Origin of the sequence: Bacillus sp. FSL W8-0770 (assembly GCF_038008705.1) — a bacterium.
GTDB lineage: Bacteria > Bacillota > Bacilli > Bacillales > Bacillaceae_G > Bacillus_A > Bacillus_A cereus.
On sequence record NZ_JBBOZR010000001.1, the window covers coordinates 2,267,378 to 2,289,511 of the forward strand.

Here is a 22,134-nt window from a genome sequence, read left to right on the forward strand (position 1 = left end):
AAATTTATAAAGGAAATTTTATAGTCCAAAACCATTAGAGCAAGGGTATTACAATCATTCAGCAGAACACTTTGATTAAAAGAAAAGGTATTGAAGCGAGCGAGTATTTTCATTACATATTCCGCAATTATCGAAATAGAACAAGAGAAGTTTATGAAGGATTAAACTCGTATTGGTGTACGATCGTTGGAAACTGGAAAACTAATTTATTAGTTTTGATCAATGAGGAACTCGAGAAGCACCACTGCCATCCTTATGGGGAAATTGCTTATGACGATGAAGGTAATGTAGTGATAATATGCGAAATAAGAAAAAAGGACTAGCAGTCGTACCTGCCGTCCTTTAATAGGAGAAAAAGTAATCTTGTTTAGAACTACGCATAAACAGAAAATCTGCTTGTAATTAGTTTTACCCTAAATATACATGTCTATACAAAAAAGGGATAAGTAAAAGATACTTATCCCCGGAAGGGAAATCCCAAGCACCAAAATGGCTCGTATTGGTCTGCAGGTTCAAAAGTAGTATATGTAAAACGAAAAATCTCATACAAAAAGCAGACAACGATTTTGGTTGTCTGCCAGTGAGCTCAATGAGTTAGCTAATTGTGATAATTTGCATCCCCATTGCGAGAAGAGTGAAGCTGCTAGTTCAAACAGCTTGTTGGTATTATTTTCGATTTCTTAAAAAATATACAGAGAAAGCAGATAAGTGAAGAGCCTACCTGCTTTTGCTGTAACAAAAGATAAGAGGTATTAGCCGTGGACACGGCGGCTTGAAAATAGTATGTATTTTTATTTGAAAAATATTCAAGGGGTGAAGAAACATGGAATGTTTAATAAAGTTGTTTGTTTTATTAATCAGTTAATTAATAAAACAAAATAGTTATTTGGGAGAAAGGGAAAATGAATATGAGATGAATTGAAGCTGTTGAAGAATTACTTGAAGTGATGAAAGAATGCTTTTGGAACGGAACATCTTTAAAGGGTGAAGCTAATGATTTTAATATTGTATCTTGGCTGATTGAAAAAGCGACGCGTAAAACAAAATAAAGATTTCATTTTGTAGCAATGGAGAATAGATATGTGTACTTATTGGGGGAAAGTAGATAAAGAGTTCTTTAAAAGGCAAGAACCGGAACAAAATAAAAGAGCGGCTAGCAAAAGCTAACTGCTCAATACAAGGAGATACAGAGAAGACTACTTTAAATGAATGTTGGCATACAGCCTACATACAGTATTGACCGAATATTTATTTTAAATTCAATTTATTTAAAGTAAACATCCCAACAGATAAAATGGTTGCGCCTGCTACAGAACCTAGCCAGTCTCTCCAGCCTAATGTATTTAAAGATGCATCTGTTAAATCCGTAATTAAGAAGATAGCAAACATTAATACACCAAATGCTAAGCATCCCCAAAATGTTTGCAAATATTTAATCATCTTCTTTCGGAACTTGCTCATATAAATCACCCTTATTAATAATTTATATTTTTATAAATAAATTATCACATATACAAAAATTAAAAGTGCGAAATATACAATATTACATATTGGAACTCAACAAAATACTCCATTGATAAGTACATAGATCGAACGGAGGCATCGTTCTTTTCCTAAAATGAAAGGTGACGATAAGAAACATGAGATACGTTTTAAACAAATTGAGCGGACGTTAAAAAATAAAAATTTATAAAGGAAATAGAAAGTATGGTGTTGTATATGTACGATAATAGGAAACTTTTTGCAAACTAAACATATAATTTTAATAGACCGACAGTCGGTCTGATGGGAAGGAGAACTTGAATGCGAATTGTAAAGGAGTATGAGGAGCGTAGAAAGGAAATTTTAGAAACAGCTGAGCGTTTGTTTCTTACGAAAGGTTATACGAAAACAACCGTGAATGATATTTTAAAAGAAATTGGTATAGCAAAGGGGACGTTTTATCATTATTTTAAGTCGAAGGAGGAAGTAATGGATGAAATCATTATGAGGATTATTAAAGAGGATGTCACTAAGGCGAAAAGGATTGTCTCCAATCCCGATATCCCCGTTTTAGATAAGTTATTTAAAATTTTAATGGAACAATCACCAAAATCAGGAGATGTCAAAGAAAAAATGATTGAACAATTCCATCAACCAAATAATGCAGAAATGCATCAGAAAAGTTTAGTGCAATCCATTATACATTTATCTCCTGTATTAACGGAAGTTTTAGAGCAAGGAATAGAAGAAGGCATATTTTCTACTGCATACCCACAAGAAACAATTGAATTATTACTCTCTTCAGCACAAGTCATATTTGATGATGGTTTATTCCAGTGGAAACCGGAAGAAATGATGAGAAGAGCTAAGGCTTATATTAAAATGATGGAAGTATCTGTTGGAGCGAAAGAAGGGTCCTTTGATTATATGATCGAGGTTTTAATGAAACAGAAATAGCTTTTTTCTGTTTGAGTGTTATAGACCGGCAGTCGGTCTAGACTAAATGAAGGATGTGATGAAGATGCCAGCAAGTATTCAATCTTCCTTGAAAGATTTTCACTTAATGGTAAGTGGTCAAATTATTACTATTTTAGGTTCAACACTATTACGTTTTGCACTGTCTTTATATGTGCTAGATATAACAGGACGTGCCGATATATTTGCAGGGTTATATGCCATAACGAGTATCCCGTTTTTGTTAGCTCCTCTTGGCGGAGCGATAGCAGATCGTTTCAACCGCCGTAATGTAATGGTCATTTTGGATTTTATAAACGCTGCTATTGTATTAAGTTTTATAGTTTTGTTATTAACTGAATCGGTATCTATTTTATTGATTGGAGCAATTATGTTTTTACTAGCAGTCATTAGTGCAATGTACTCACCAGTTGTTATGGCAAGTATTCCGCAATTAGTTCCAGAGAAAAAGTTAGAACAAGCAAACGGTATCATAAATGGTGTGCAAGCATTATCTAATATAGTTGCACCTGTACTAGGAGGAATATTATATGGCATAATTGGTTTGAAAATGCTCGTAATAACAAGTTGTCTTGCTTTCTTTTTATCTGCAATTTTAGAAATGTTTATTACAATACCTTTTATAAAAAGAGCGCAAGAAAGCCATATCATACCGGCAATTGTAAAAGATATGAAAAAAGGTTTTCTTTATGTTTTAAAGCAACCTTTTATTTTGAAGGCTATGTTACTTGCAGCTTTACTAAACTTAATTTTGACACCGTTATTTGTTGTTGGAGGACCTATTATGTTACGAGTAACTATGCAGAGTAGCGATACGATGTATGGAATTGGAATGGGATTAATTGATTTTGCAACCATATTAGGGGCATTGTCAATCGGTTTCTTTGCTAAAAAGTTACAGATGAAAACATTATATAATTGGATGCTTATCATAGCTTTATTAGTAATGCCAGTGGCACTATCAGTTACACCGTTTATTCTTAATTTAGGATACTATCCACCATTTATCCTCTTTATACTTTCTTCTCTTCTAATCGCAATGATTATGACAATTGTATCCATTTATGTGATTACTGTAGTCCAAAAGAAAACACCAAATGAAAATCTAGGAAAAGTGATGGCATTTATAACAGCGGTATCTCAATGTATGGCACCAATTGGGCAAGTCGTATATGGTTTTATGTTTGAAGGATTCAGTACGAAAATTTATTTACCTATATTTGCTATTAGTTTCATAATGATATTAATAGCTATAGTGACGAAGAAAATATTAAGAAATGAAGGGAACTAGCTTCATATGATTAGGAGAATGTTAAAAAGAGATTTCTCTAAAAATAAAATGATAATTATCATTTTATTTATGTTTATCAAGTTATCAAGTTTTTAATGGCTAGTGCTTCAAGTAACGTTATAAATCTATGATCGATTGTTTAAAGTATCAAGCGCACCGCACGTCGTACAGATTCATACCGGAGAAATAAATCAAAAGTCAATGGATTCATTTGTAGAAAAAACTCCTTTTGTAAAAAAGTAGCAAACGGCAGAGATGATCCAAGTACAAGTAAACGGGTATAACATTTTTATACAAAATAAAAATAAGGCGAACATAATAGCGTAATAGATATTAGTTCCGTGAAACAAAACGCTAATTTTAATTTTTTATTAGATTTAAATAATAAAGTGATACAGATTAGTAAAGGGGAAATAGGTGTACCGATTTATTTTATGCAAAAATACAATCTGCATATTGGAGATGAAATATGGATTATAAAAAATAATATAGAACAAGAATTTACGATATCAGCATGTGTTCGTGATGTTCAAATGAATCCATCAATCGTTAGTTCAAAGCGATTTGTAATAAGCAATGAAGACTTAGAAAGATTAAAACGAAATTTGGGAGAAAGAGAATATCTTATTGAATTTCAGTTAACAGATGTAAATTAGATAAATGAATTTGAAGATTTATACCAGTCATCGAACTTACCTCAAAAAGGTCCCTCTATTACTTATCCTCTTTTTAAAACACTTAATTCATTAACTGATGGAAGAATACTATCGGGAAATTAGTGTTATGAAAGCTATCGGCATTACAAGTAAAGATATTCAAAAACTATATGTAACAAAATATGTTGTTATTTCAGCTGGCGGATGTATATGTGGATATATTCTTTCACGATTTGTTACAAAAGTATTCACCTCAAATATCGCTCTTTATATGGGGGCAGGAAAAAGTGATATACGGATAGATTTACAGCAATCTGAAAATATAGAGCAACGATTTAAGGGCGTTATATCAAGAATATAAGATGATAGGTCAAACAAACCTTGATATGACAACGTTTTTTTGACTTTTTTTGATGAAATGCAAACATTTTGCAAACATAGGTTATCCAAAGATACTTTTACCGAAGTTTTTAACTGCTTCTTCTTGCATATTCGGTAAAACATGAGGTTACCGTATCGTTTAATTGGTTACTGGTTAGGATTGCAAATGGCAATTGAGCAATTAGAGAAAAATAAACCTACAGCAGAAGCAGTTACTTTATAACAAAATAGTTATTTTAATCAAAAAGAGCACCATTTGCCCTAAGGGTGCTCTTCGACCAAGAACTATATTTTTTATAGTCCGTATAAGTATATGTTGTTGCTAATAAATAGTGCGATAAAAGAAACGCATACTGTACAAATTAACTTGTGGGTTAAGGAAAGAAAATCACATACCAAATTGATAATAATGCAATCCATCCAATAGTAAGGGATATGTATTTTAAAATTTTCATAAATGCTCCTTTTAGATATAGGGTGCACCAAGCTGCTAGAGAATGTTATTAATTTTTAAACAAAATTCTTATTTAACAACAAATAAAAAGAGCGCTGATGGAGAGCGCTCCTTATACCTCATTATAACGAAAGTGACAAACTCACATTATGCAGAAAGGTAGTATTAAAGTATGTAAAAGTATGAAATTGGTGAATGGGTTCAACAAAAATTTTTATTTAGTTAAAAAGAGGCCCTAGGAAACTAGGACCAAAATCGAAGTATCATCTTTAAAGTGAAAGTAAAAAGATTGATATGTGCTTATTCTATCACAAATCGAAATTTTAAAAAATTAAACGATTAAAAAGTGACTTATAAGGATAAAGTATAGTTGCTTTATAAATGATTACTCTTTAACCTAAGTAATTACCCTACCTGAAAAATACTTATACTTGCAGATACATTTGTTAAAGAGCCCCCATCATTATTAGATAGGGTGATAGTACCTGCTGAAGAAGTATTATTTATTAAAGTTAATGTTGAAGGAACAGTTGTTACTGTGAAAGCAACAGTACCTTGATTTATAGAATGTGGAGACCCAGTTCCATAACGACCGCCAGGAATCGGTGTACCGTTTAGTGCAAAGGAAAATTGGTTTTCACGAGCAGCTTCTAACTGGAATTCTGCTACATATGTTCCTCTGGTGTTAATTGTAATATTTCCAGTGCCCGCTATATGGGTAAAAGCGCTACCTATTATAGGTCCATTGGTATTAAAAGTGACACTGCCACCTACTACAATTGACTGGTTGGTAGTATCAAAAATATATAGATAGTTTGTTAAACCTACACCAGCAGGACCAGTAACACCAGTCGGTCCAGTAATGCCAGTAGATCCAGTGTCACCAGTCGGTCCAGTAACACCAGTTGGTCCAGTAACACCAGTCTTTCCAGTAACGCCAGTCGGTCCAGTAACACCAGTCCTTCCAGTAACGCCAGTCGGCCCAGTAATACCAGTCCTTCCAGTAACACCAGTCGGTCCAGTTGGATGGTGGGGGATGATAATAGGTTTAATATCTGAAAAAGAAAATGTATTGAATATATCTTTATTTTTATATTCTATCAAAATCACCTCATCTTTGTGTTTAGAAAAATAGTAGCATAATCTTTTTTATTAATGTTTCATTTATATATTATTAGTTTAATTAATTTTGGAATCAGCAAATAACTACCTTTGCACTTTTGTTTTAATAACATTGTTATTTCGTGTTAATGAAAAGAAAGGTAGATTACTATGAGTGGATGCCTCTATACAATAACATATGCTTGTCCAGTTAAAAGGTGAATAGATAAAAGAACCCGTTTGTTTTAAACGGATTCTTCCCACAAGGTTTGCAAGAAATTCAAGGCAACTAGACCGGAGCACTTATTGAATTTCTTGTGATAATATTGTATGCAAGGGAATTAATAAGGTTAAAGAAATTTAAACAAAATCCTTATTTGAAAACAAGAAGCCCTAGATTTAGGGCTCTAGGGCTTCTTGTTTTGGTATTCTCACATGGTTTTTCAAAAAGAATAGAACATATTGAAGATAACATGTGAATGTTTCATAAATGTATCAAAAAAGTGAACAAAATCGTTATTTTATTAAACAAAAATTGTGTATGTATAAGAAAAAGCTATGTTTTGTCTATTTAAATATATGCTTAGTTTATATAAATCGTAAGTATGTTTGAACAAAAGGGTTATTTATTTCAAATATAAAGAGCGCCATCCAAGGCACTCACGGATAAAAACTAATATTGAAAAAGAATACCACATGATATCGTATGTATGCTTCTAAGGGGTGTGCGGATTTAAAATAAAATAGTCATTGGAATGAAATGAAGAGTAAACAACGGATTATTAATGAATATATAGTGAGTGGAGTCAAGGTTGAGGGGCAGATTATGGTGATTTCAAATATGAAAAGAGAGCTAGAATGCTCTCTTTAATAGTTATTGAATTCGCCAGTAAACGAAAATCTTTAAATACATTAATATATTAAAAATTTTGTGAACATGAAGTGCAAGGTCCACCAGTAGGTTGGAATACAACATTATCAACAAAAGCTGTTGCGCCTTCTCCACCCGTAGCTAAGTTTTGGAAACTAATACATGCTGTAGTTACATCAGCAGGTATACACACAACAAGGGTATAATGTTGGAAGCCAGCTTGTTGTTGATTTGCAACAGGTACAATGTGCGGAATGTTTAATGGTCCAAGTGTTGTAGGGTTAGGAGGACATCCTTGACCAAGTTCTGGAAACGATACAGAAGCAACAAGGAGTGCTCCATCTCTTATATCCCCAGCAAAAGAAAGGGTAAAGCAACAACCTGCGCCCACATCAACAGATTGGGTCATAATTCCTCCAGGTCCAATAGAAACAGCTAAAGCACTCAAGATTCCATTTGGAAGAAAACGACCGCTGTGCGCATTTGGAAATCCTACTTCTGAAACATTTCCCGTTACAATCCATCCTGGAACTGGAGTACCTGGTGTTACAGGTTCATCGAATCCAGGGTTATCAAGAACATTCGTACATGGGCAACATGCCGTAGCAGCTGGTCCCGTAGGTCCTGTAACTCCTGTAGCCCCGGTTGGTCCGGTCGGCCCAGTCGCTCCGGTCGGCCCAGTCGGTCCAACTTGAGGTGGAGGTACAGGGGGGAGAAAACAATCACATGGAATATGAAATTTCTTTTTAAATTCACTCATTTTTACACCATCCTTATCATTCACCCACTTACACACTACAACTTATGAATTGGTTAACAAACAAGTATAAGAAAAAGGCCCTTGAAAATTAAAATAAATAAAAAAATAAGCCCTTATGTCACAAATATAAACCCATTCCATAATATATAAGGAACATGGGTTCACTCCAAAAAGCTTTTAATATATAAGGAAGTCCGCTTCCTAAATCAATACCGTTGAACCTGTTGCTCCTGTTGCTTCTGCTGGTAAAGTGAATGATGAAAAATAGATAGGAGTATTGAATCGATTAAACTTGATTTAATAGCAGTACCATGTAAAACAATATTTTCTTCATTCATACCTTTACCTCTTATGATTGCTCGTCATAGGAGGTAAAGGTAGCAAAAAGCAATTATATAGAAGTGTAAGGATTGTTAAGGCGAATTAAAGAATATATCGAAGTGAATGGAAAATGTAAGAAGAATTATACGATTATAGTAGTTAGATAATATTCAATGGTGAATGGGTTGAAGTGGACAAGCATTTTTATTTTAAAACCAAAAAAGAGCACTTAGTAAAGTGCTCTCGTGACGAGTCTCATTTTATAACGACTATTTTATAGAGAAAGGAACTCAGAATATTATATGTGAGTCCAGTTAATTGAGTGCTTCTTACAAGTAAAAAGCAGCTAGCAAAAGCTAACTGTTAGGTTCTCCAAGGGGGAACAAGGAGAAAATCTGATTTCAAATATAGTATTGACGTAATATTTAGTTTTATTCACAAGGAATGACGTTTAACTTAATGCATAGCCAATGATCAAAGTTAGTGTTAAAAACACTGATAATAAAAGTGTTAGTAGAACTGTCGCTATGCTTCTAAGCATAGCAACCCAATTATCTATTTTAGAAAATCCTTTCATACCAGCAAAAAAAGTTCCTATTGTTAAAACTAGTAAAAAAAATAAAGGATGGATAGGTAGCGAATTCATAATAAACAATTTCGTTTCAGATGAGGCTATCGAACCAATTTCAAGATATAAGAGGAATAAACCAATGCAAATAAAAGAAAAAATAAAGGACCATAGATTAATGTTATGTTTCATTGCTTTCTCCTATGTAATTAAAATATTTACATTTGATTTTACTGGAAAATTAAAGGAAAAGATAGCGATTATAAATTGAAATGAATTTTTTAATAAAATAATCCTTTTGTTTATAAAAAAACAAGTTACCACGTTTCATTAATTGGGAATCTTTTCCGATGTATGCTTAAGGGGATGGGAATAAAAAGAATATTTTCGAGAGGAAAGGGATTAATTTATGTTAGGAAAGTGGTTTGATAAATTAAAAGAACCTAAATGTATACATAGATATAAACTTATTAAAAGTCATGACAATGAAGATTTTAAAACTGGTAAGATGGGGATAGTTAGTTATTATAAATGTGAAAAGTGTGGGAAAGAGAAGGAAATCAGCAAATATACTAATGATGTTAATAATGACTATTGGGATATTTAAAATAACATTCGAATATAGTCCGGCTAGAAAACTAGAGGACACCAATTCATTAAAGCAGCAATTAATGCTGTTTTAGGAATAGGTGTCCTTTTTATTTTGAAAAGGGAGATGGGGAATTATGAAAGTACTTAAGGACCAATTACGCGAGTGGAAAAAGCAATCGAATAAAGCAAAAAAGAAAAGTAAGAAAAAACGGAAAGAGAAGTTAAATACTCGTGAGATTGAAGGTTTAATGGGTATTCATGGACCTCGTTATGAACGTAGACGTGGAGCATTAAGACAAAAGTAATCTAAAAATAAAAAGGAGTGGTCTTACATGACTAAACAATTATCTTTCTTGCCAAAAATCGATAGAGTAGCAACGCAGAAAAATTAGAAGGTGTTCTTGAAAGCGTACGTTTATATAGACGGTTTGGAATGATGCGTGAAGAAATGAAAGTCACTCCTTCTTATGAAATTAAATATCACGGACCTACAAATGATGTAGGAAAGCCATTAGAAAATGTAGCGATGGCTAATATACAGCAAAGTAAGCGAGAAGAGTGGGTTAAGCAAACGTCATTTCGTATTGATCAGTTTCTTAGTCGTTTGGGTAATGGACGTGCAGGAAAGGATCAAAGAAACATCATCATTAAGCGTTATTTAGAAGATGAAGATGTATGTGATTATATGGTATATAACGAAATCGGCATGAGTGAGCGTACTTATCGACGTGTTAAGGCTAGGGTGTTTTATAAACTTGCTTTTGCTCTTAGATTAGAAGTTTATGAAACTGGAGGTAATGAATAATGAATTTTGTTCAGCCGATACGTGATCCAGAGCAAATACAGCAGTTAAAAGAATATTTTAAGGAAAAGAGTTTACGTAATTACATTCTCTTCATTATGGGAATTAATACAGGCCTGAGAATCTCGGATATTTTGAAACTGAAGGTAGGAGATGTTAAAGGCAGTCATATATCTATGCGAGAAAAGAAAACAGGGAAACAGAAACGAATACAAATTACTGCAGCATTGAAAAGAGAGCTTAAATGCTTTGTCGAAAAAAGAGAAGATAATGAGTACTTATTGCAAAGTAGACAAGGTAGGAATCGTCCGATTGGTCGTAGTATGGCATATAAGATATTAAGTGGAGCTGCAGCAGAGTTTGGATTAGATGAAATAGGCACACATACGTTAAGAAAAACGTACGGGTATCACATGTACATGCAAACGAAAAACATAGCATTACTTATGGAGATATTCAATCACTCGTCAGAGAAGGTCACGTTACGTTATATAGGGGTAAACCAAGATGCAATGGATAAAGCAATGACTAAGTTTAAAATCTAATCACTGCTTATTTCTTTTTAAATCTAGGGGTATCGCCACATTCCTATCAACTTAAGAATTCAGGATTACCCCAAAACCAAAAAATAAGCTATTTTGTTACAAGCTAGCACAAAAATTCGTTTTTGGGTTACTAAAAAATTTTAACTTGATAACTATGTGGTGAGGGGCTACCTCCAGCATTTCGGAACCCCTCACGCTAAGCAAAAAATACAATAAGTCGCAATTCAATGTATCTAGAAATTTATAAAAATGCTTTCCAGATTGCTTAACTGGAGGGCTTTTTTTATTCTCATGATTCTCGATATAGAAAGTCAATAAATAGGATCTACTTAACATTAGCTCCCGTTATCAGTTATTGGATAACTACTTAAAACCAAAAAGGAATTTGCCAATTTTTTTGCAAAACTCAATGGTGGTTCAATAGATTGGATATGAATATACATAATCAATGGTTTCATATATAACCAATGATTATGTAAGGCGCTAACAATAATCCCTTGTTGAACAATTGATTGCATAAATAAAGGAATTTCTTCTTGTAAAATAGCGATTTCTCCAAGGTTCAACGCATTGCCATTTTGATCTAGCGATTCAAAAGATATCCCAACCGGTATCACTGAGGTGCTTGGTCGTCCTTGAACCAGCACTTTAATATTACGACGCAAGGAGACAGAACAAACACCTTGATTTATGTTGCTTTTTCCATTAAGAATTTTAGCAAATTGTTCACAAAGAAAATTAAGGTTGTTCATAAATCTTATACCCCTTTCTTATCAGATAAAAGTTACTATATAAGTATTAATACTCGTCCATTAGCTTTTATATAAGTAATTTAAGTAACTCTATCATTATATTTCCTCTTACATTCATGTCTCTTTTTAGTTCTTGAGAAACTTGACAACAGAACCGAGATTAATTCATCTACAAGAACTATTTAATGTCATTGAACAAAATATATTCTTTTACAATGATACATACTATCCTTATGTAAATCGTTATAATACTAACACGCAATCTTAAGAGGAGGAGCTACTTATGTCTGAACATATAGAGATTATTTTGAGAACACTGTTATCTTTCTCGATTTTATTTATCGGAGCTAAAATATTAGGAAAGCAGATTATCGCTGAAATGAATACCTTTGATTTTATTGGTGCTATCTCTATCGGAAGTATTATTGCAAATTTAGCATTTAATTTAAATGTAAAAACTCATCATGCAGTTATAGCTTTTCTTATTTTAGTATTTGTCATTTTAATGGTTAGCTATATATCCATGAAAAGTCGGATAGGCAGAAAGGTATTTGCTGGAAATCCAACAGTCATTATGGAAAACGGAAAAATTTTAGAAAATAATATGCGGAAAATGCGCTATTCTCTAGATTATTTAAACCAACAATTAAGAGAGAATGGTATTTTTAATATTGAAGAAGTTCTTTATGTCGTAGTTGAAACAAATGGAAAAATATCTGTTTTGAAAAAACCTGAATATCGTACTGTTACACAACAAGATTTAAATATACCAACAAAAAAAGAGTGTAAACTTCCCATCGAGCTAATTATGGATGGAGAAATTATGACAGAAAACCTAAGGCAAAACAATCACACGGAGTTAGAATTACAATGTGAGCTAAAAAAACGTAACCTTAGCTACAAAGATGTTACGTATGCTGTACTTGCAGCAAATGGAAACATTTATATTGACACATATAAAGATAATATTACTTCCCCAATGGACCAAGAATAGGCTATTTCTTAAAAACACAGGTGAACATATATTAGCTTATCTCCAAGTAATAAAATCTCTCCATAACAAAAATTCTATGCAGTATTGACTACTGATAACGATAATTATGTAAATAAGCTGTCCACATGGGCAGTTTATTTTATTTTTGTCTTAGCTTGTTTTTCAAAATGTTAGTGGTATCTCTATACGGTTACTCATAATTTTCGCACTGTGTAACTCAAAAGAGAAAGTGAAATGAAATCAATGATATCAAGGGATTCAACGAAGAGTTCAGTTACACACAATATAAGATATGGGTAAGTCATAGAGAACTTGAAATAATATATTAATTACTTAGTGAAAATAGTATGGATTAAGAAGATAATGATTTCAAATCGTCAAAGTAGAGAAAAAGATACGAATGATTAAATTTAAATGTGGGTTATAAAATTATTAATATAAATATAACGATTTTAAAAATGGTCAATGACATTTTCCTCAAAAATGGAAAAGTTGATATAAAAGCACATAACCGTTTACAGCCCAATACATATAGTGTCAGTGTAGTGATAAGCAAGTACAACATGACTGCAATGAAAAATTATTTTTCTGTTAGCTTGTTTTTATTACGAGTTAAATTAATAGAACTTCTGTTAGTTATTATGAAACGCATCTTTGTTATAGGATCGGGGGGGAATATCTTGGCTGCAGAAAAAGGATATAGAAGTGGTTGTGGTTATGGCGGAGGATTTGCATTACTAGTCGTATTGTTTATCTTGCTTATTATCGTTGGCGCTGCTTGTTTTTGCTAGTTTATGAACTTCATTTTTTTCTAGAGAGGAGGAGTGTATCTTGGCTGCAGAAAAAGGATATGGAAGTGGTTGTGGTGGTTATGGCGGAGGATTTGCATTACTAATCGTATTGTTTATCTTGCTTATTATCGTTGGTGCAAGCTGGTGCGGATATGGTGGTTTTTAAGTAACAACCTTCTTATATCACCAAGAATAAATAAAGGGTTGCTTCACGTAGTGTGAAGTAATCCTTCATTGATATAGTTTAATATATGTTTAGAATATATAATGTGTTCGTTATGAAAGGAGAAAAAAATGGGATCTAGCCCATATTTTAATAAAAATGTTTCGTATCAAACTTCATCTATTCCAATAACCGAAGTAACTCAGAAGAAAAGTCGAATAATAGCGGCCGAAGCTGTTACACTTTCCAAAACGAATAATGAAACAACCAATGAAGCAATCAATGGAACGACTGATGAAACATTAAAAAAACAGAAAAATAATTCATCTGATTATTCGCCATTCCAAATTAATATTCCTTATTTTAATATAAAAATAACTTCGACAGAGATATTAGGTGTTGCTAAATCCGTATTTATGCAAGCTCTTATTCAAAAGGTTCAAGATCCGGTATTTTTAATGAATCTTTTGAATAGTGAAGGTGGAAAGAAACTACTTAATTTAGCAGGTGATTTTTTTAAAGATACTGCTACGAAATCAGAAAATGATAAAGATGAAAACTAACATCAGCCTTTATTGATATACATCTCTTTGATAGCTCTAATTTCATAAATACTACAATCACAAAAGATAGGGATTAAAAATAATCCCTTCTTTTGTGAGCATAATTGCATTTTTCATTGTAATTATATGTAAATCAGATAATAAAAAGTGAAAGGGTTATGGCCGTTTTTTGGCAGGAAATGTGCCGGTCTTTTTGGAGTTAACGTGATATATTTGTATTGTGAGAAGTGGCGGAAAACACAACTCATAATATACCTTTATAATCTATAAAATCAATTAATGGATAATATGAGCCGTATGATGGCTACTTCCGCAAGCCAATTAGGAGGATTAAAGACCGTCATGAGTGGTGTATATGGAAGTATGTCAAACAGTAGACAAGCCATGACAAATAGTGTATCAAATCAAGTCATTAATAATTCTTTCGGATCATCTGGCGGTGGAGTTATTCCAATGCTTGGTGGAGATTTATTGAAGTACCCGTAAATTTAGAAGGAAGAGACGTGGCACGCGGTACTTATCGGCTATACAACCGAGTATCAAGAAAGAGAAGAAAAGAGAAACTCAGCCTTTTAGGTTTGGGTTTCTTTTATTTTATAAAAAAACGGAGTGTCAAAATGAGCTCTTTTACATTCAACAATCAACGAAAAGAATATATCCAACTAGAAAGAGGATGGAGCCCGCCAACATGGGAACCTCTAAAACGTAAATTCTTAAACACGCCTGGATATCCAGGCGCAAGATTATTAGGAATGGAAACAGATCCTCGTCGACTTTCTGTCCCTGTGGGAATTATCGTTCCAGATGGAACAGATTTAGAAACGTTAAAAGAAGAAATAGCGACATGGTTAATTACTGAACAAGCAACCGAGCTAACTTTTGATACAAAACTAGATAGAACATATATAGCTGTTATTGATGAAGATTTTAATGTTGATAATTTTATGAGTTTAGGAAAAGGCACCTTAAAATTCATTTGTCCAATGCCTTATAAACTAGGCCCAAGGAGAAAAATAGATTTCAAATTACAAGGAAGTAGATTAATTACAAATATATCGAATAATGAGAGTAAATATTCTGATCCTACGTTCATAGTTAAGGTAGAAACTCCCTCTACTTTTATTGATATTTCACGAAAAAAGGAAGAAGAAATTCAACATTTTCGTATGGGATACCCTGTTTCTGTGGAAGAACGAACAGTCGAGAAAGAACAGCTTGTTATGCACGATGAAATGAAAACAATGGTTGGTTGGAATCAAAATGGTCCAAACACTAACGAAGGTGAAAACACAGGAACTCTAAAGTCAGATAGTGAGCGCTTTGTTATAGATAACTTTGGTGCAGGTAGTACATGGCATGGCGGAGTGGCTAGGAAAAGTTTAAAAGAACCGCTACAGGATTTTACTGTTGAAGCAAACGAAGAAACAGGTGAGTATCTAACTTTTGAAAAGATTAACGGTGGGAAGTTATACGTCGCTGATGCAGATGCCTTACAACGTTGGACAGAAGATGGTTCACACAAATATGACATCTATAGTCCACAAACAGAAGATCAAAATATGTCAGCCGAAAGATTAAAACAACTAACGGAAGCGGAACTAAAGAAACGTATTAATAGCACTGTACAGTATGAAGTAACTCCAATTGCATTAGAAAAGATATTTGGTTTATCTCATGAAAAAGTAAATAAGGGCGATATTGTCCATTTCAAAGATACAAAATTTACGCCACCTTTGTTTTTAGAAGCACGTCTTATCGCAGCGGATGAATGTGATACAAATGCGGCAAATGATAAATATTATTTTGGTGATTTTAAAGAAGTAGAAGATACGAGAAGTCTGTTAGATCACATGTATGCCCAAGTTATGGGCAGTCTAGCTGGAAAAGCAAATAAAGGCTTGTTAGATAAGTTGGAAGAACTTGTGAAAGAGACAAATGAACAAGTTGATGTTGTGAAAAAGGAATCAGAAGCAGCAAAAAAGTTAGCAGAAAAAGTACAAGAAAACCTTAAAAATTATCAAACAAAAATTATTGAAAGCGCAAAACCACCGACAATCGGTTTAGAAAATGGAAAAACCTTATGGTTAGATATTTCAAACGGCAAGCCTGGCATCCTCAAATTATGGAAGAATGGCAATTGGGAGTCGGTTGTTCCTGATATGGACAAAGTAAAGGAAGATACCTTAGAGCAAGTCAACAAAGATATTGAAACCACAAAAACAGAGTTGAATAAAAAAGTTCAAGAAGCACAAAATCAAGCAACAGGACAATTTAATGAAGTGAATGAAAGATGTTGAAGATTACGTTGGTGGAATTGGTAACCAAACGGTTTTACACAATGTCTTGTAGAAGAACGACACGAAATATTGGCAATTAACTTCAAACGCAGTAAGAGATACACAAGTCACTTATAAGAGGTGCAATTCACTTAGTGTTATTACTACAGGTAATATGACTTATTCTTTATCCTGTTTCTTTCTTAGTTGTACCTAGCGCGTTTTTATAATTCTTTATTTAATTCCTAATTTAAAGAACAAACTATCCAAAATAACATGATTTATATGACTATGTATACTCTTTTTGAAAAATATTGTAATTAATTAACATTTGAAACTATAACACAAATTATTTAAATAATATATCTAAATTTATCGTTATCACAATGGTGCTTGTCTTTAAATTTTCAGCAATCATTATTCCAGGAAATCTTTTATGCCTCCCTTCAATTAGGGTCAGTATTATTCTATGTTTTAGTAAAAAAACTGCTTGTTTATTAACCTATTATTATACTTTTATATGATAGAGAGCTTTCTACTAGATATAGAATTCATAAAAACTATGCTAATTTTTAAGGGAGAGTGGATAGAACTACTGATTATGAAATTAATCAACACACATTTATCAAAGAAAATATTCTAATTTAAAATAATTTCTTATTTTGGAGTATACTGTTTTGAATGTATATTTCAAAATTGAATAGGTAAAAGATTTTATGTAACAACAAATAAAACTTCAGTATATGTAAAGCGATTTTTTACGAATATATAGCTTGATAAAAATAAAAATCATCATTTGGTAACCATGTTCATATCGTGATATCCAAAATTAAATTCAAGATAACTCATGTAATAAAGACTTCATAATTTTACCGAATCTGCGAGATACGTTGAAAACAGAATTTGTATTCCTCTAAAAATATTAATTTTCAGAATTTTCAATAAAAATGATTAGATTATACTAACTTAATGATAATGATTAAAAAGGCTACTATAGAACCCAAACATTAGTAGAAGAAAGACATATACAAGTATTATGAGTTTGAAAATTTCATAAACTCTAAAATCTTATAAAAAGAGGAGCATAAAACATGAGCGAACAATGTCCAATTAATGTACCATGTCAGGTAGCGGGACAAACCCAAACACCATTAAGTGATGAGACTGCAACACCAATTGTTACTCCAGGAGCACCTATTGTAAAGATTCCAGTTGTATTAGCTGAAAGAACGCTTCAAATTGTTGTAGAGTCCGATATTTCATTAGAGCCTCCAGCAGTCGAAATTAAACGCATCTTAAAAAACGTATTTTTAACACAATGTAAGTTAGTGCCTGTAGCATTCGTACCAGTACCAGGTACACCTTACCGACGAGTTACAAGAGCGAAATTATTTGTACAAGGCTATATTCGTAAAAATATTGAATATGCAAATGACGAGTGTAATGGAGTTCTATATGATCGTATTGCAAATGTTCCATTTTCTGGTTTTGCAGATCTGACAGAAGGTGATTTTCTATCATTAGCTTTAGTAGCTTCTTCTTCGGACACTACTTCTCATTTTATAAATCCTAAAAACGGTGATTTACCACGTCTAGACAAATATTTCTTTGAAAATGCAGTTTTTTATAACGAACAACCATATTGTGAATTAGTAAGCGCTCAATTTTTTGAATTAGACTTTTCACCTTGTCCTACAAACCTAAACGAACCATTTGATACGCTTCGTGAAAAAATTGTACTAGATCTTACTTTAAAAGTTTTACAAGTACAACAAGTACAAGTAGCACTATAAAAATAAAAAGAAATTGTCTTTGTTAAAAAGACAATTTCTTTTTTATTTTTATACAACATATATAATGATGAAATGGTCACATACAAAAAACAAATTTTTTGAATTTCATCAGACGGGGGGATGGTGATGAAAAATCCATGGATTGGTAAGGGGATATGGGATGAAATTTACAAGTATAAAAAACTGAATATACAAGATAATTTACACGAAAAAAGAGGGGGAAAAGAAGAAATACCACCTGAATTAAAGGGAGAATATGTAGCATCAAAATTAGAGAAAGAAGGTAAAGCGTCTGGATCACAAATAGGGCCTTTAATACGCTCACTGGTGGTCAAAACTCCATTTTCTATTTTTTCAGAAGTAACTAGTTTTAAAATATTTCCAAAAATAAATGTTAAAAATCAAGAAGCATTTGTATTTAGGAATGAAAAAGGTGTAGAAGGGCGTGAATTAGATTGTAAGTTATTAACTACAGTGCAACAATATTATTCGGATAGTTATTGTAAATTAGTTTCTTTAAATCTTCATGAGAAGAGAATTCATTTTGAATTATATAACCAAAAAAATAAAGGGAATAAAGAAGAGAATAAGGTAGAGGCATCTTCATGGATTCCTATTCACAGTATAATATTAGAGAGTGAAAATGGGGGAGACGTAAATAATTTTATTACAGCGAAACTACCAATAGAAATAGGAAGATATAAAGGTGAAATTAGTTTACGAGAAAAGGTTGTATTTAAAGAAAAAGTCATAGGAATAAAAGAGGTTGAACAGGAGATTATTTTGACAAAAACCGAATTTTTAATACCAAAGGTAAAAAAGAATGAGCAAAATACACTTACAGTTGAAAAAGGGAGCTTATTGGTAGAAGGGTATATATATCAATGTATTGAATACATATCAGAACAAAGTAAACTTCATGATAATGAGCATCAGTTAATACAAAATATTGTATTGGAGTTAATCATTCAAGTAATACAAGAACAAGAAGTACAAGTGCGAATTAAATAAAAATAATTATATTCCCTCGATTAGCTGATTATTTTTATTCGTAGTGTATCGATGGGTATTCTTTTGTAAATCATTCAGTGCTGCAAACTATTTGTTAAATGGTTTATCCTTGATAAATTCAATTTTACATTGTTACTAAATTGTATGAATCTCCTCTGGTTTAAGTTTTAAAAAAGTGCTAACAAGTTTGCAAGCGATCTTGCTAACACTTATACAGAATAGACATAAATTATCGCTGATATGTCGTTTTTAAAAATAGTCTTAATCAGTTAAATCACACTTATACGAAATGCTCATAAAAACCGTCTTAGTATCAAGAATATAACATGTTAGGTCAAACAAACCTTGATATAACAATGTTTGTTTAACTTTAATTTGTAAAACATTTACATTTTATAAATGCAAGTTATCCAAATCAACGTAATTATAAACATAAACATGATTAACACCAATCGGTTTACGTGACATTCGTATATTTTAAGTCTTTGATAAATAATACAATTTAAATTTTGCAGATCAGTAGAATGAGGAAATATGCTTAGAGTATTAGCGAAACCCAACCCTAATCAATTCTTCATCATTTATTTCAATTACGAATCTATATTCTTTGTCCAATAGCCAGTAATAAAAACTGACTGCATCAACGTCAACTAGTGATTGGAATACTTTATCAAGATTTGTACTTACTACAGGGATTTCATAGTTATCCCATATTATAAAAATCTGTTCGTCAAAATCTAGTTGGTTTGCTCTAATAAGGGAAATTAGTTGTTCTTTGTTCGAAGCTATGAATTGATTATCTATCTGTTCCCAATCTATTCTTCCCGAGACAGTTATAGGAAATGAATTCATTAAAATAGTAGCAATCTGCTGGCTTTTTTCTTGGGAGAAAATGAGAGTTTCGTTTCCTAGGGATTCAAGGCATTCACTAAACAAAGGGTTTATGTCATTGTTGTTTTTGGTTTTCAGTGCTCTTAACTTTTGTTGCAATTTCCATTGTCTTGACGATCTATCATCCATTTTTAACATTCCTTATACAATTATTTAAGAATGAGTATAGCATATAAGGGAAGTCTTTATGAAAAGGAACTTTTTAAATATAAATTAAACAAAAGCGTTATTTGAAAAAAGGGCCTTTTAAGGAAAGATAAGAGGCCATCAAAAAATATAACAACATAAAAAAATATATTATGTTTATACAATTTGAAAAGTTGATGGAAATAATAAAATGTATAAAATTCTTATAAAAAAAGCCCTAGGATTAGGGGATCTAGGGCTTCCTCTGTTGGTATATCTCACACGACATTATAAAAAGAAAAGAACTTAATGAAGATAACACATGAATGTTTCGTAAATGTATCAAAAAAGTGAACAAAAACGTTATTTTATTAGAAAAGTATGATTGTATGAAATATCATGTATGAAAGAAGAGGCGTTAGCAAAAATATACCTTAACGAAATTGGCTTTATTTTTCAGCAAAGTAACCTTATTAAGTGACTCATGTTGTATAGGTAGCAGCGAAAACAGGAAGAGTTCTTTTTATGGCGGACGGAGAAGTTGTTAGTGAAATACAACTAGGCAAGTTTAGGAATGATGATTTAAAAGCGTGAGAAGAGAAATTGTTAAAATGGTTAGCTGTACTCGGATTTTAAAGACAAAAACTCCTATTGAATGTAGGAGTTTTTTCTTTGTTTGAAAGTTCAAAAAGATATATAATAATTTTCTGACTATTAATTTATGGAGGGGTGTTAATGAAAAATGAAACGTTACACACACAAGAAGACATTTTAAAAATGCTTGATTCATTATTAAGACCTGCAGAACCATTTTGGAATGAGTTTTATGAGAATAGAGAAAAGGATGTTCCGTTTTTTGAAAATGTTCCAGATGAGAATCTAGTTTCGTATATACAAAAAGAGAGAGTTTCAAAAGGGAAGGTATTAGAACTTGGATGTGGTCCAGGTAGAAATGCCATTTATTTAGCGACTCAAGGATTTGATGTAACAGCAGTGGATTTATCTGTAGAAGGCATTAATTGGGCTAAAGAAAGGGCATTGGCAAAAGAGGTAGCAATTCATTTTATTTGTGATTCAATTTTTAATTTAGAGGTTCAAAACGAATTTGATTTTGTATACGATTCGGGCTGTTTGCATCACATTCCACCGCATAGAAGAATAAATTATGTGGATTTAATTAAAAACTCATTAAAATCGGGTGGTTATTTCGGATTAACATGTTTTGCGGCAGGTGATTTAGATGAGCGAAATGGATCGGAAATAACAGATTGGGACGTATATAGAGGGTGGAGTCTACAAGGTGGTCTTGCATACTCGGAAGAAAAGTTAAGAGAGATATTTAAAGAATTTGAGGTAATTGAGATTAGAAGAATGAAACAAATGAAACAACCGAAAGAAATGTTTGGAGAATCATTTCTTTGGACAGCATTATTTAAGAAGAAATAATAAAGTAGATAATTGACAAACTCATCGTTTTTATAGACTATATGTTCATAGGAATATACGTTCGGTTTTTGAGTGACGTATGTTTTACATAAATACATAACAAGGGGCTGTCTCCATATGAGTAACGCAAATCAAAAAATTACTACGTTTTTAATGTTTGAGGGCAAAGCTGAGGAAGCGATGAATTTTTATACGTCGCTATTTGATCAATCAGAAATTGTAAGTATTTCTCGCTACGATGAAAATGGACCTGGTAAAGAGGGAACTGTAATTCATGCAACTTTTACGCTAAATGGCCAAGAGTTTATGTGTATTGATAGTTATGTAAATCATAATTTTACATTCACTCCAGCTATGTCTCTTTATGTAACTTGTGAGACAGAAGAAGAAATTGAAACGGTCTTTCATAAACTAGCGCAGGATGGAGCGATTCTTATGCCTTTAGGTTCTTATCCGTTTAGTAAAAAGTTTGGCTGGTTAAATGATAAGTATGGTGTATCTTGGCAGTTAACTCTTGCTGAATAAAAAAG

At 32.3% G+C, this 22,134-nt stretch carries 20 protein-coding genes and 5 pseudogenes; 18 read left to right on the top strand and 7 right to left on the bottom strand.

Going from position 1 to position 22,134, the window contains the following annotated elements; translation table 11 throughout:
* Positions 1–1,248 precede the first annotated feature (1,248 nt).
* A complete protein-coding gene (locus tag NST27_RS11730; protein ID WP_000033159.1) occupies positions 1,249–1,461 on the bottom strand; it encodes a hypothetical protein in 213 nt (70 codons plus the stop codon).
* Positions 1,462–1,803: 342 nt separating this feature from the next.
* On the opposite strand from NST27_RS11730, the gene NST27_RS11735 reads away from it, so the two are divergent.
* The 3 genes and pseudogenes from NST27_RS11735 to NST27_RS11745 form a co-directional block, all read left to right on the top strand.
* Entirely contained in the window at positions 1,804–2,439 is a 636-nt protein-coding gene (locus NST27_RS11735) for a TetR/AcrR family transcriptional regulator (RefSeq protein ID WP_001223579.1), read from the top strand.
* A gap of 64 nt (positions 2,440–2,503) precedes the next feature.
* Complete coding sequence (locus tag NST27_RS11740) at positions 2,504–3,748, top strand: MFS transporter (RefSeq protein WP_001111712.1); 1,245 nt, start codon at positions 2,504–2,506, stop codon at positions 3,746–3,748.
* Positions 3,749–3,754: 6 nt separating this feature from the next.
* Positions 3,755–4,699: pseudogene (locus tag NST27_RS11745) on the top strand (ABC transporter permease); the annotation flags it as partial.
* 147 nt (positions 4,700–4,846) lie between these two features.
* Here the strand turns inward: NST27_RS11745 and NST27_RS29570 are convergent.
* The 4 genes and pseudogenes from NST27_RS29570 to NST27_RS11760 form a co-directional block, all read right to left on the bottom strand.
* A pseudogene (locus NST27_RS29570) lies at positions 4,847–4,909 on the bottom strand (transposase); the annotation flags it as partial.
* Between the two features lie 735 nt (positions 4,910–5,644).
* The gene (locus tag NST27_RS11750) at positions 5,645–6,349 is read right to left on the bottom strand and encodes a collagen-like triple helix repeat-containing protein (RefSeq protein ID WP_043328318.1); all 705 of its coding nucleotides are present in this window, start codon (positions 6,347–6,349) and stop codon (positions 5,645–5,647) included.
* A gap of 911 nt (positions 6,350–7,260) precedes the next feature.
* Complete coding sequence (locus NST27_RS11755; protein WP_047386116.1) at positions 7,261–7,971, bottom strand: hypothetical protein; 711 nt, start codon at positions 7,969–7,971, stop codon at positions 7,261–7,263.
* A gap of 772 nt (positions 7,972–8,743) precedes the next feature.
* A complete protein-coding gene (locus tag NST27_RS11760; RefSeq protein WP_043310152.1) occupies positions 8,744–9,052 on the bottom strand; it encodes a hypothetical protein in 309 nt (102 codons plus the stop codon).
* A 217-nt stretch (positions 9,053–9,269) separates the two neighbouring features.
* Between NST27_RS11760 and NST27_RS11765 the strand changes: the two genes are divergently transcribed.
* From NST27_RS11765 to NST27_RS11780, 4 genes and pseudogenes are all read left to right on the top strand, one after another.
* Positions 9,270–9,467, top strand: coding sequence for a hypothetical protein (locus NST27_RS11765; protein ID WP_000900886.1), 198 nt, complete (start codon positions 9,270–9,272; stop codon positions 9,465–9,467).
* 118 nt (positions 9,468–9,585) lie between these two features.
* Positions 9,586–9,756, top strand: coding sequence for a hypothetical protein (locus tag NST27_RS11770; RefSeq protein ID WP_000866155.1), 171 nt, complete (start codon positions 9,586–9,588; stop codon positions 9,754–9,756).
* Positions 9,757–9,783: 27 nt separating this feature from the next.
* Positions 9,784–10,256 (top strand): annotated as a pseudogene (locus tag NST27_RS11775) (ArpU family phage packaging/lysis transcriptional regulator).
* Positions 10,256–10,798 (top strand): site-specific integrase, encoded by a 543-nt coding sequence (locus NST27_RS11780; RefSeq protein ID WP_001012157.1) that lies wholly within the window; start codon positions 10,256–10,258, stop codon positions 10,796–10,798. The pseudogene NST27_RS11775 and the gene NST27_RS11780 overlap by 1 nt, the downstream one beginning before the upstream one ends.
* 335 nt (positions 10,799–11,133) lie before the next feature.
* Here NST27_RS11780 and NST27_RS11785 read toward each other — a convergent pair whose 3' ends face one another.
* The gene (locus NST27_RS11785) at positions 11,134–11,550 is read right to left on the bottom strand and encodes a DUF1259 domain-containing protein (RefSeq protein WP_001061495.1); all 417 of its coding nucleotides are present in this window, start codon (positions 11,548–11,550) and stop codon (positions 11,134–11,136) included.
* 283 nt (positions 11,551–11,833) lie between these two features.
* Here NST27_RS11785 and NST27_RS11790 point away from each other — a divergent pair, with 283 nt between their 5' ends.
* The 8 genes and pseudogenes from NST27_RS11790 to NST27_RS11825 all read left to right on the top strand — a co-directional run bounded on the left by NST27_RS11790 (position 11,834) and on the right by NST27_RS11825 (position 19,141).
* Positions 11,834–12,544 (top strand): DUF421 domain-containing protein, encoded by a 711-nt coding sequence (locus NST27_RS11790; protein WP_001289211.1) that lies wholly within the window; start codon positions 11,834–11,836, stop codon positions 12,542–12,544.
* Between the two features lie 680 nt (positions 12,545–13,224).
* Positions 13,225–13,335, top strand: a complete 111-nt coding sequence (locus NST27_RS11795) for a YjcZ family sporulation protein (RefSeq protein WP_000718602.1) — start codon at positions 13,225–13,227, stop codon at positions 13,333–13,335.
* 40 nt (positions 13,336–13,375) lie between these two features.
* Positions 13,376–13,501, top strand: a complete 126-nt coding sequence (locus tag NST27_RS11800) for a YjcZ family sporulation protein (RefSeq protein ID WP_000718599.1) — start codon at positions 13,376–13,378, stop codon at positions 13,499–13,501.
* A gap of 128 nt (positions 13,502–13,629) precedes the next feature.
* Positions 13,630–14,061, top strand: coding sequence for a hypothetical protein (locus tag NST27_RS11805; RefSeq protein WP_000535863.1), 432 nt, complete (start codon positions 13,630–13,632; stop codon positions 14,059–14,061).
* A gap of 270 nt (positions 14,062–14,331) precedes the next feature.
* A pseudogene (locus tag NST27_RS11810) lies at positions 14,332–14,637 on the top strand (phage tail tape measure protein); the annotation flags it as partial.
* A 41-nt stretch (positions 14,638–14,678) separates the two neighbouring features.
* The gene (locus NST27_RS11815; RefSeq protein WP_002098405.1) at positions 14,679–16,358 is read left to right on the top strand and encodes a distal tail protein Dit; all 1,680 of its coding nucleotides are present in this window, start codon (positions 14,679–14,681) and stop codon (positions 16,356–16,358) included.
* A gap of 1,070 nt (positions 16,359–17,428) precedes the next feature.
* A complete protein-coding gene (locus NST27_RS11820) occupies positions 17,429–18,130 on the top strand; it encodes a CsxC family protein (RefSeq protein ID WP_001294982.1) in 702 nt (233 codons plus the stop codon).
* Between the two features lie 126 nt (positions 18,131–18,256).
* Complete coding sequence (locus tag NST27_RS11825; RefSeq protein WP_047386133.1) at positions 18,257–19,141, top strand: BC_2427 family protein; 885 nt, start codon at positions 18,257–18,259, stop codon at positions 19,139–19,141.
* 546 nt (positions 19,142–19,687) lie between these two features.
* Here NST27_RS11825 and NST27_RS11830 read toward each other — a convergent pair.
* Entirely contained in the window at positions 19,688–20,161 is a 474-nt protein-coding gene (locus NST27_RS11830; RefSeq protein ID WP_000342720.1) for a CDI toxin immunity protein, read from the bottom strand.
* Between the two features lie 492 nt (positions 20,162–20,653).
* Here NST27_RS11830 and NST27_RS29575 point away from each other — a divergent pair.
* The 3 genes and pseudogenes from NST27_RS29575 to NST27_RS11845 all read left to right on the top strand — a co-directional run.
* A pseudogene (locus NST27_RS29575) lies at positions 20,654–20,752 on the top strand (ABC transporter ATP-binding protein); the annotation flags it as partial.
* Between the two features lie 141 nt (positions 20,753–20,893).
* Entirely contained in the window at positions 20,894–21,604 is a 711-nt protein-coding gene (locus NST27_RS11840) for a class I SAM-dependent methyltransferase (RefSeq protein ID WP_000787493.1), read from the top strand.
* Between the two features lie 117 nt (positions 21,605–21,721).
* The gene (locus NST27_RS11845) at positions 21,722–22,129 is read left to right on the top strand and encodes a VOC family protein (protein WP_000063589.1); all 408 of its coding nucleotides are present in this window, start codon (positions 21,722–21,724) and stop codon (positions 22,127–22,129) included.
* Positions 22,130–22,134: the final 5 nt, after the last annotated feature.

Bases quoted from the DNA above. Each gene is read 5' to 3' on its own strand.
- NST27_RS11730 (WP_000033159.1), bottom strand. From the start codon at position 1,461: ATGAGCAAGTTCCGAAAGAAGATGATTAAATATTTGCAAACATTTTGG.
- NST27_RS11735 (WP_001223579.1), top strand. From the start codon at position 1,804: ATGCGAATTGTAAAGGAGTATGAGGAGCGTAGAAAGGAAATTTTAGAA.
- NST27_RS11740 (WP_001111712.1), top strand. From the start codon at position 2,504: ATGCCAGCAAGTATTCAATCTTCCTTGAAAGATTTTCACTTAATGGTA.
- NST27_RS11755 (WP_047386116.1), bottom strand. From the start codon at position 7,971: ATGAGTGAATTTAAAAAGAAATTTCATATTCCATGTGATTGTTTTCTC.
- NST27_RS11760 (WP_043310152.1), bottom strand. From the start codon at position 9,052: ATGAAACATAACATTAATCTATGGTCCTTTATTTTTTCTTTTATTTGC.
- NST27_RS11765 (WP_000900886.1), top strand. From the start codon at position 9,270: ATGTTAGGAAAGTGGTTTGATAAATTAAAAGAACCTAAATGTATACAT.
- NST27_RS11770 (WP_000866155.1), top strand. From the start codon at position 9,586: ATGAAAGTACTTAAGGACCAATTACGCGAGTGGAAAAAGCAATCGAAT.
- NST27_RS11780 (WP_001012157.1), top strand. From the start codon at position 10,256: ATGAATTTTGTTCAGCCGATACGTGATCCAGAGCAAATACAGCAGTTA.
- NST27_RS11785 (WP_001061495.1), bottom strand. From the start codon at position 11,550: ATGAACAACCTTAATTTTCTTTGTGAACAATTTGCTAAAATTCTTAAT.
- NST27_RS11790 (WP_001289211.1), top strand. From the start codon at position 11,834: ATGTCTGAACATATAGAGATTATTTTGAGAACACTGTTATCTTTCTCG.
- NST27_RS11805 (WP_000535863.1), top strand. From the start codon at position 13,630: ATGGGATCTAGCCCATATTTTAATAAAAATGTTTCGTATCAAACTTCA.
- NST27_RS11815 (WP_002098405.1), top strand. From the start codon at position 14,679: ATGAGCTCTTTTACATTCAACAATCAACGAAAAGAATATATCCAACTA.
- NST27_RS11820 (WP_001294982.1), top strand. From the start codon at position 17,429: ATGAGCGAACAATGTCCAATTAATGTACCATGTCAGGTAGCGGGACAA.
- NST27_RS11825 (WP_047386133.1), top strand. From the start codon at position 18,257: ATGAAAAATCCATGGATTGGTAAGGGGATATGGGATGAAATTTACAAG.
- NST27_RS11830 (WP_000342720.1), bottom strand. From the start codon at position 20,161: ATGGATGATAGATCGTCAAGACAATGGAAATTGCAACAAAAGTTAAGA.
- NST27_RS11840 (WP_000787493.1), top strand. From the start codon at position 20,894: ATGAAAAATGAAACGTTACACACACAAGAAGACATTTTAAAAATGCTT.
- NST27_RS11845 (WP_000063589.1), top strand. From the start codon at position 21,722: ATGAGTAACGCAAATCAAAAAATTACTACGTTTTTAATGTTTGAGGGC.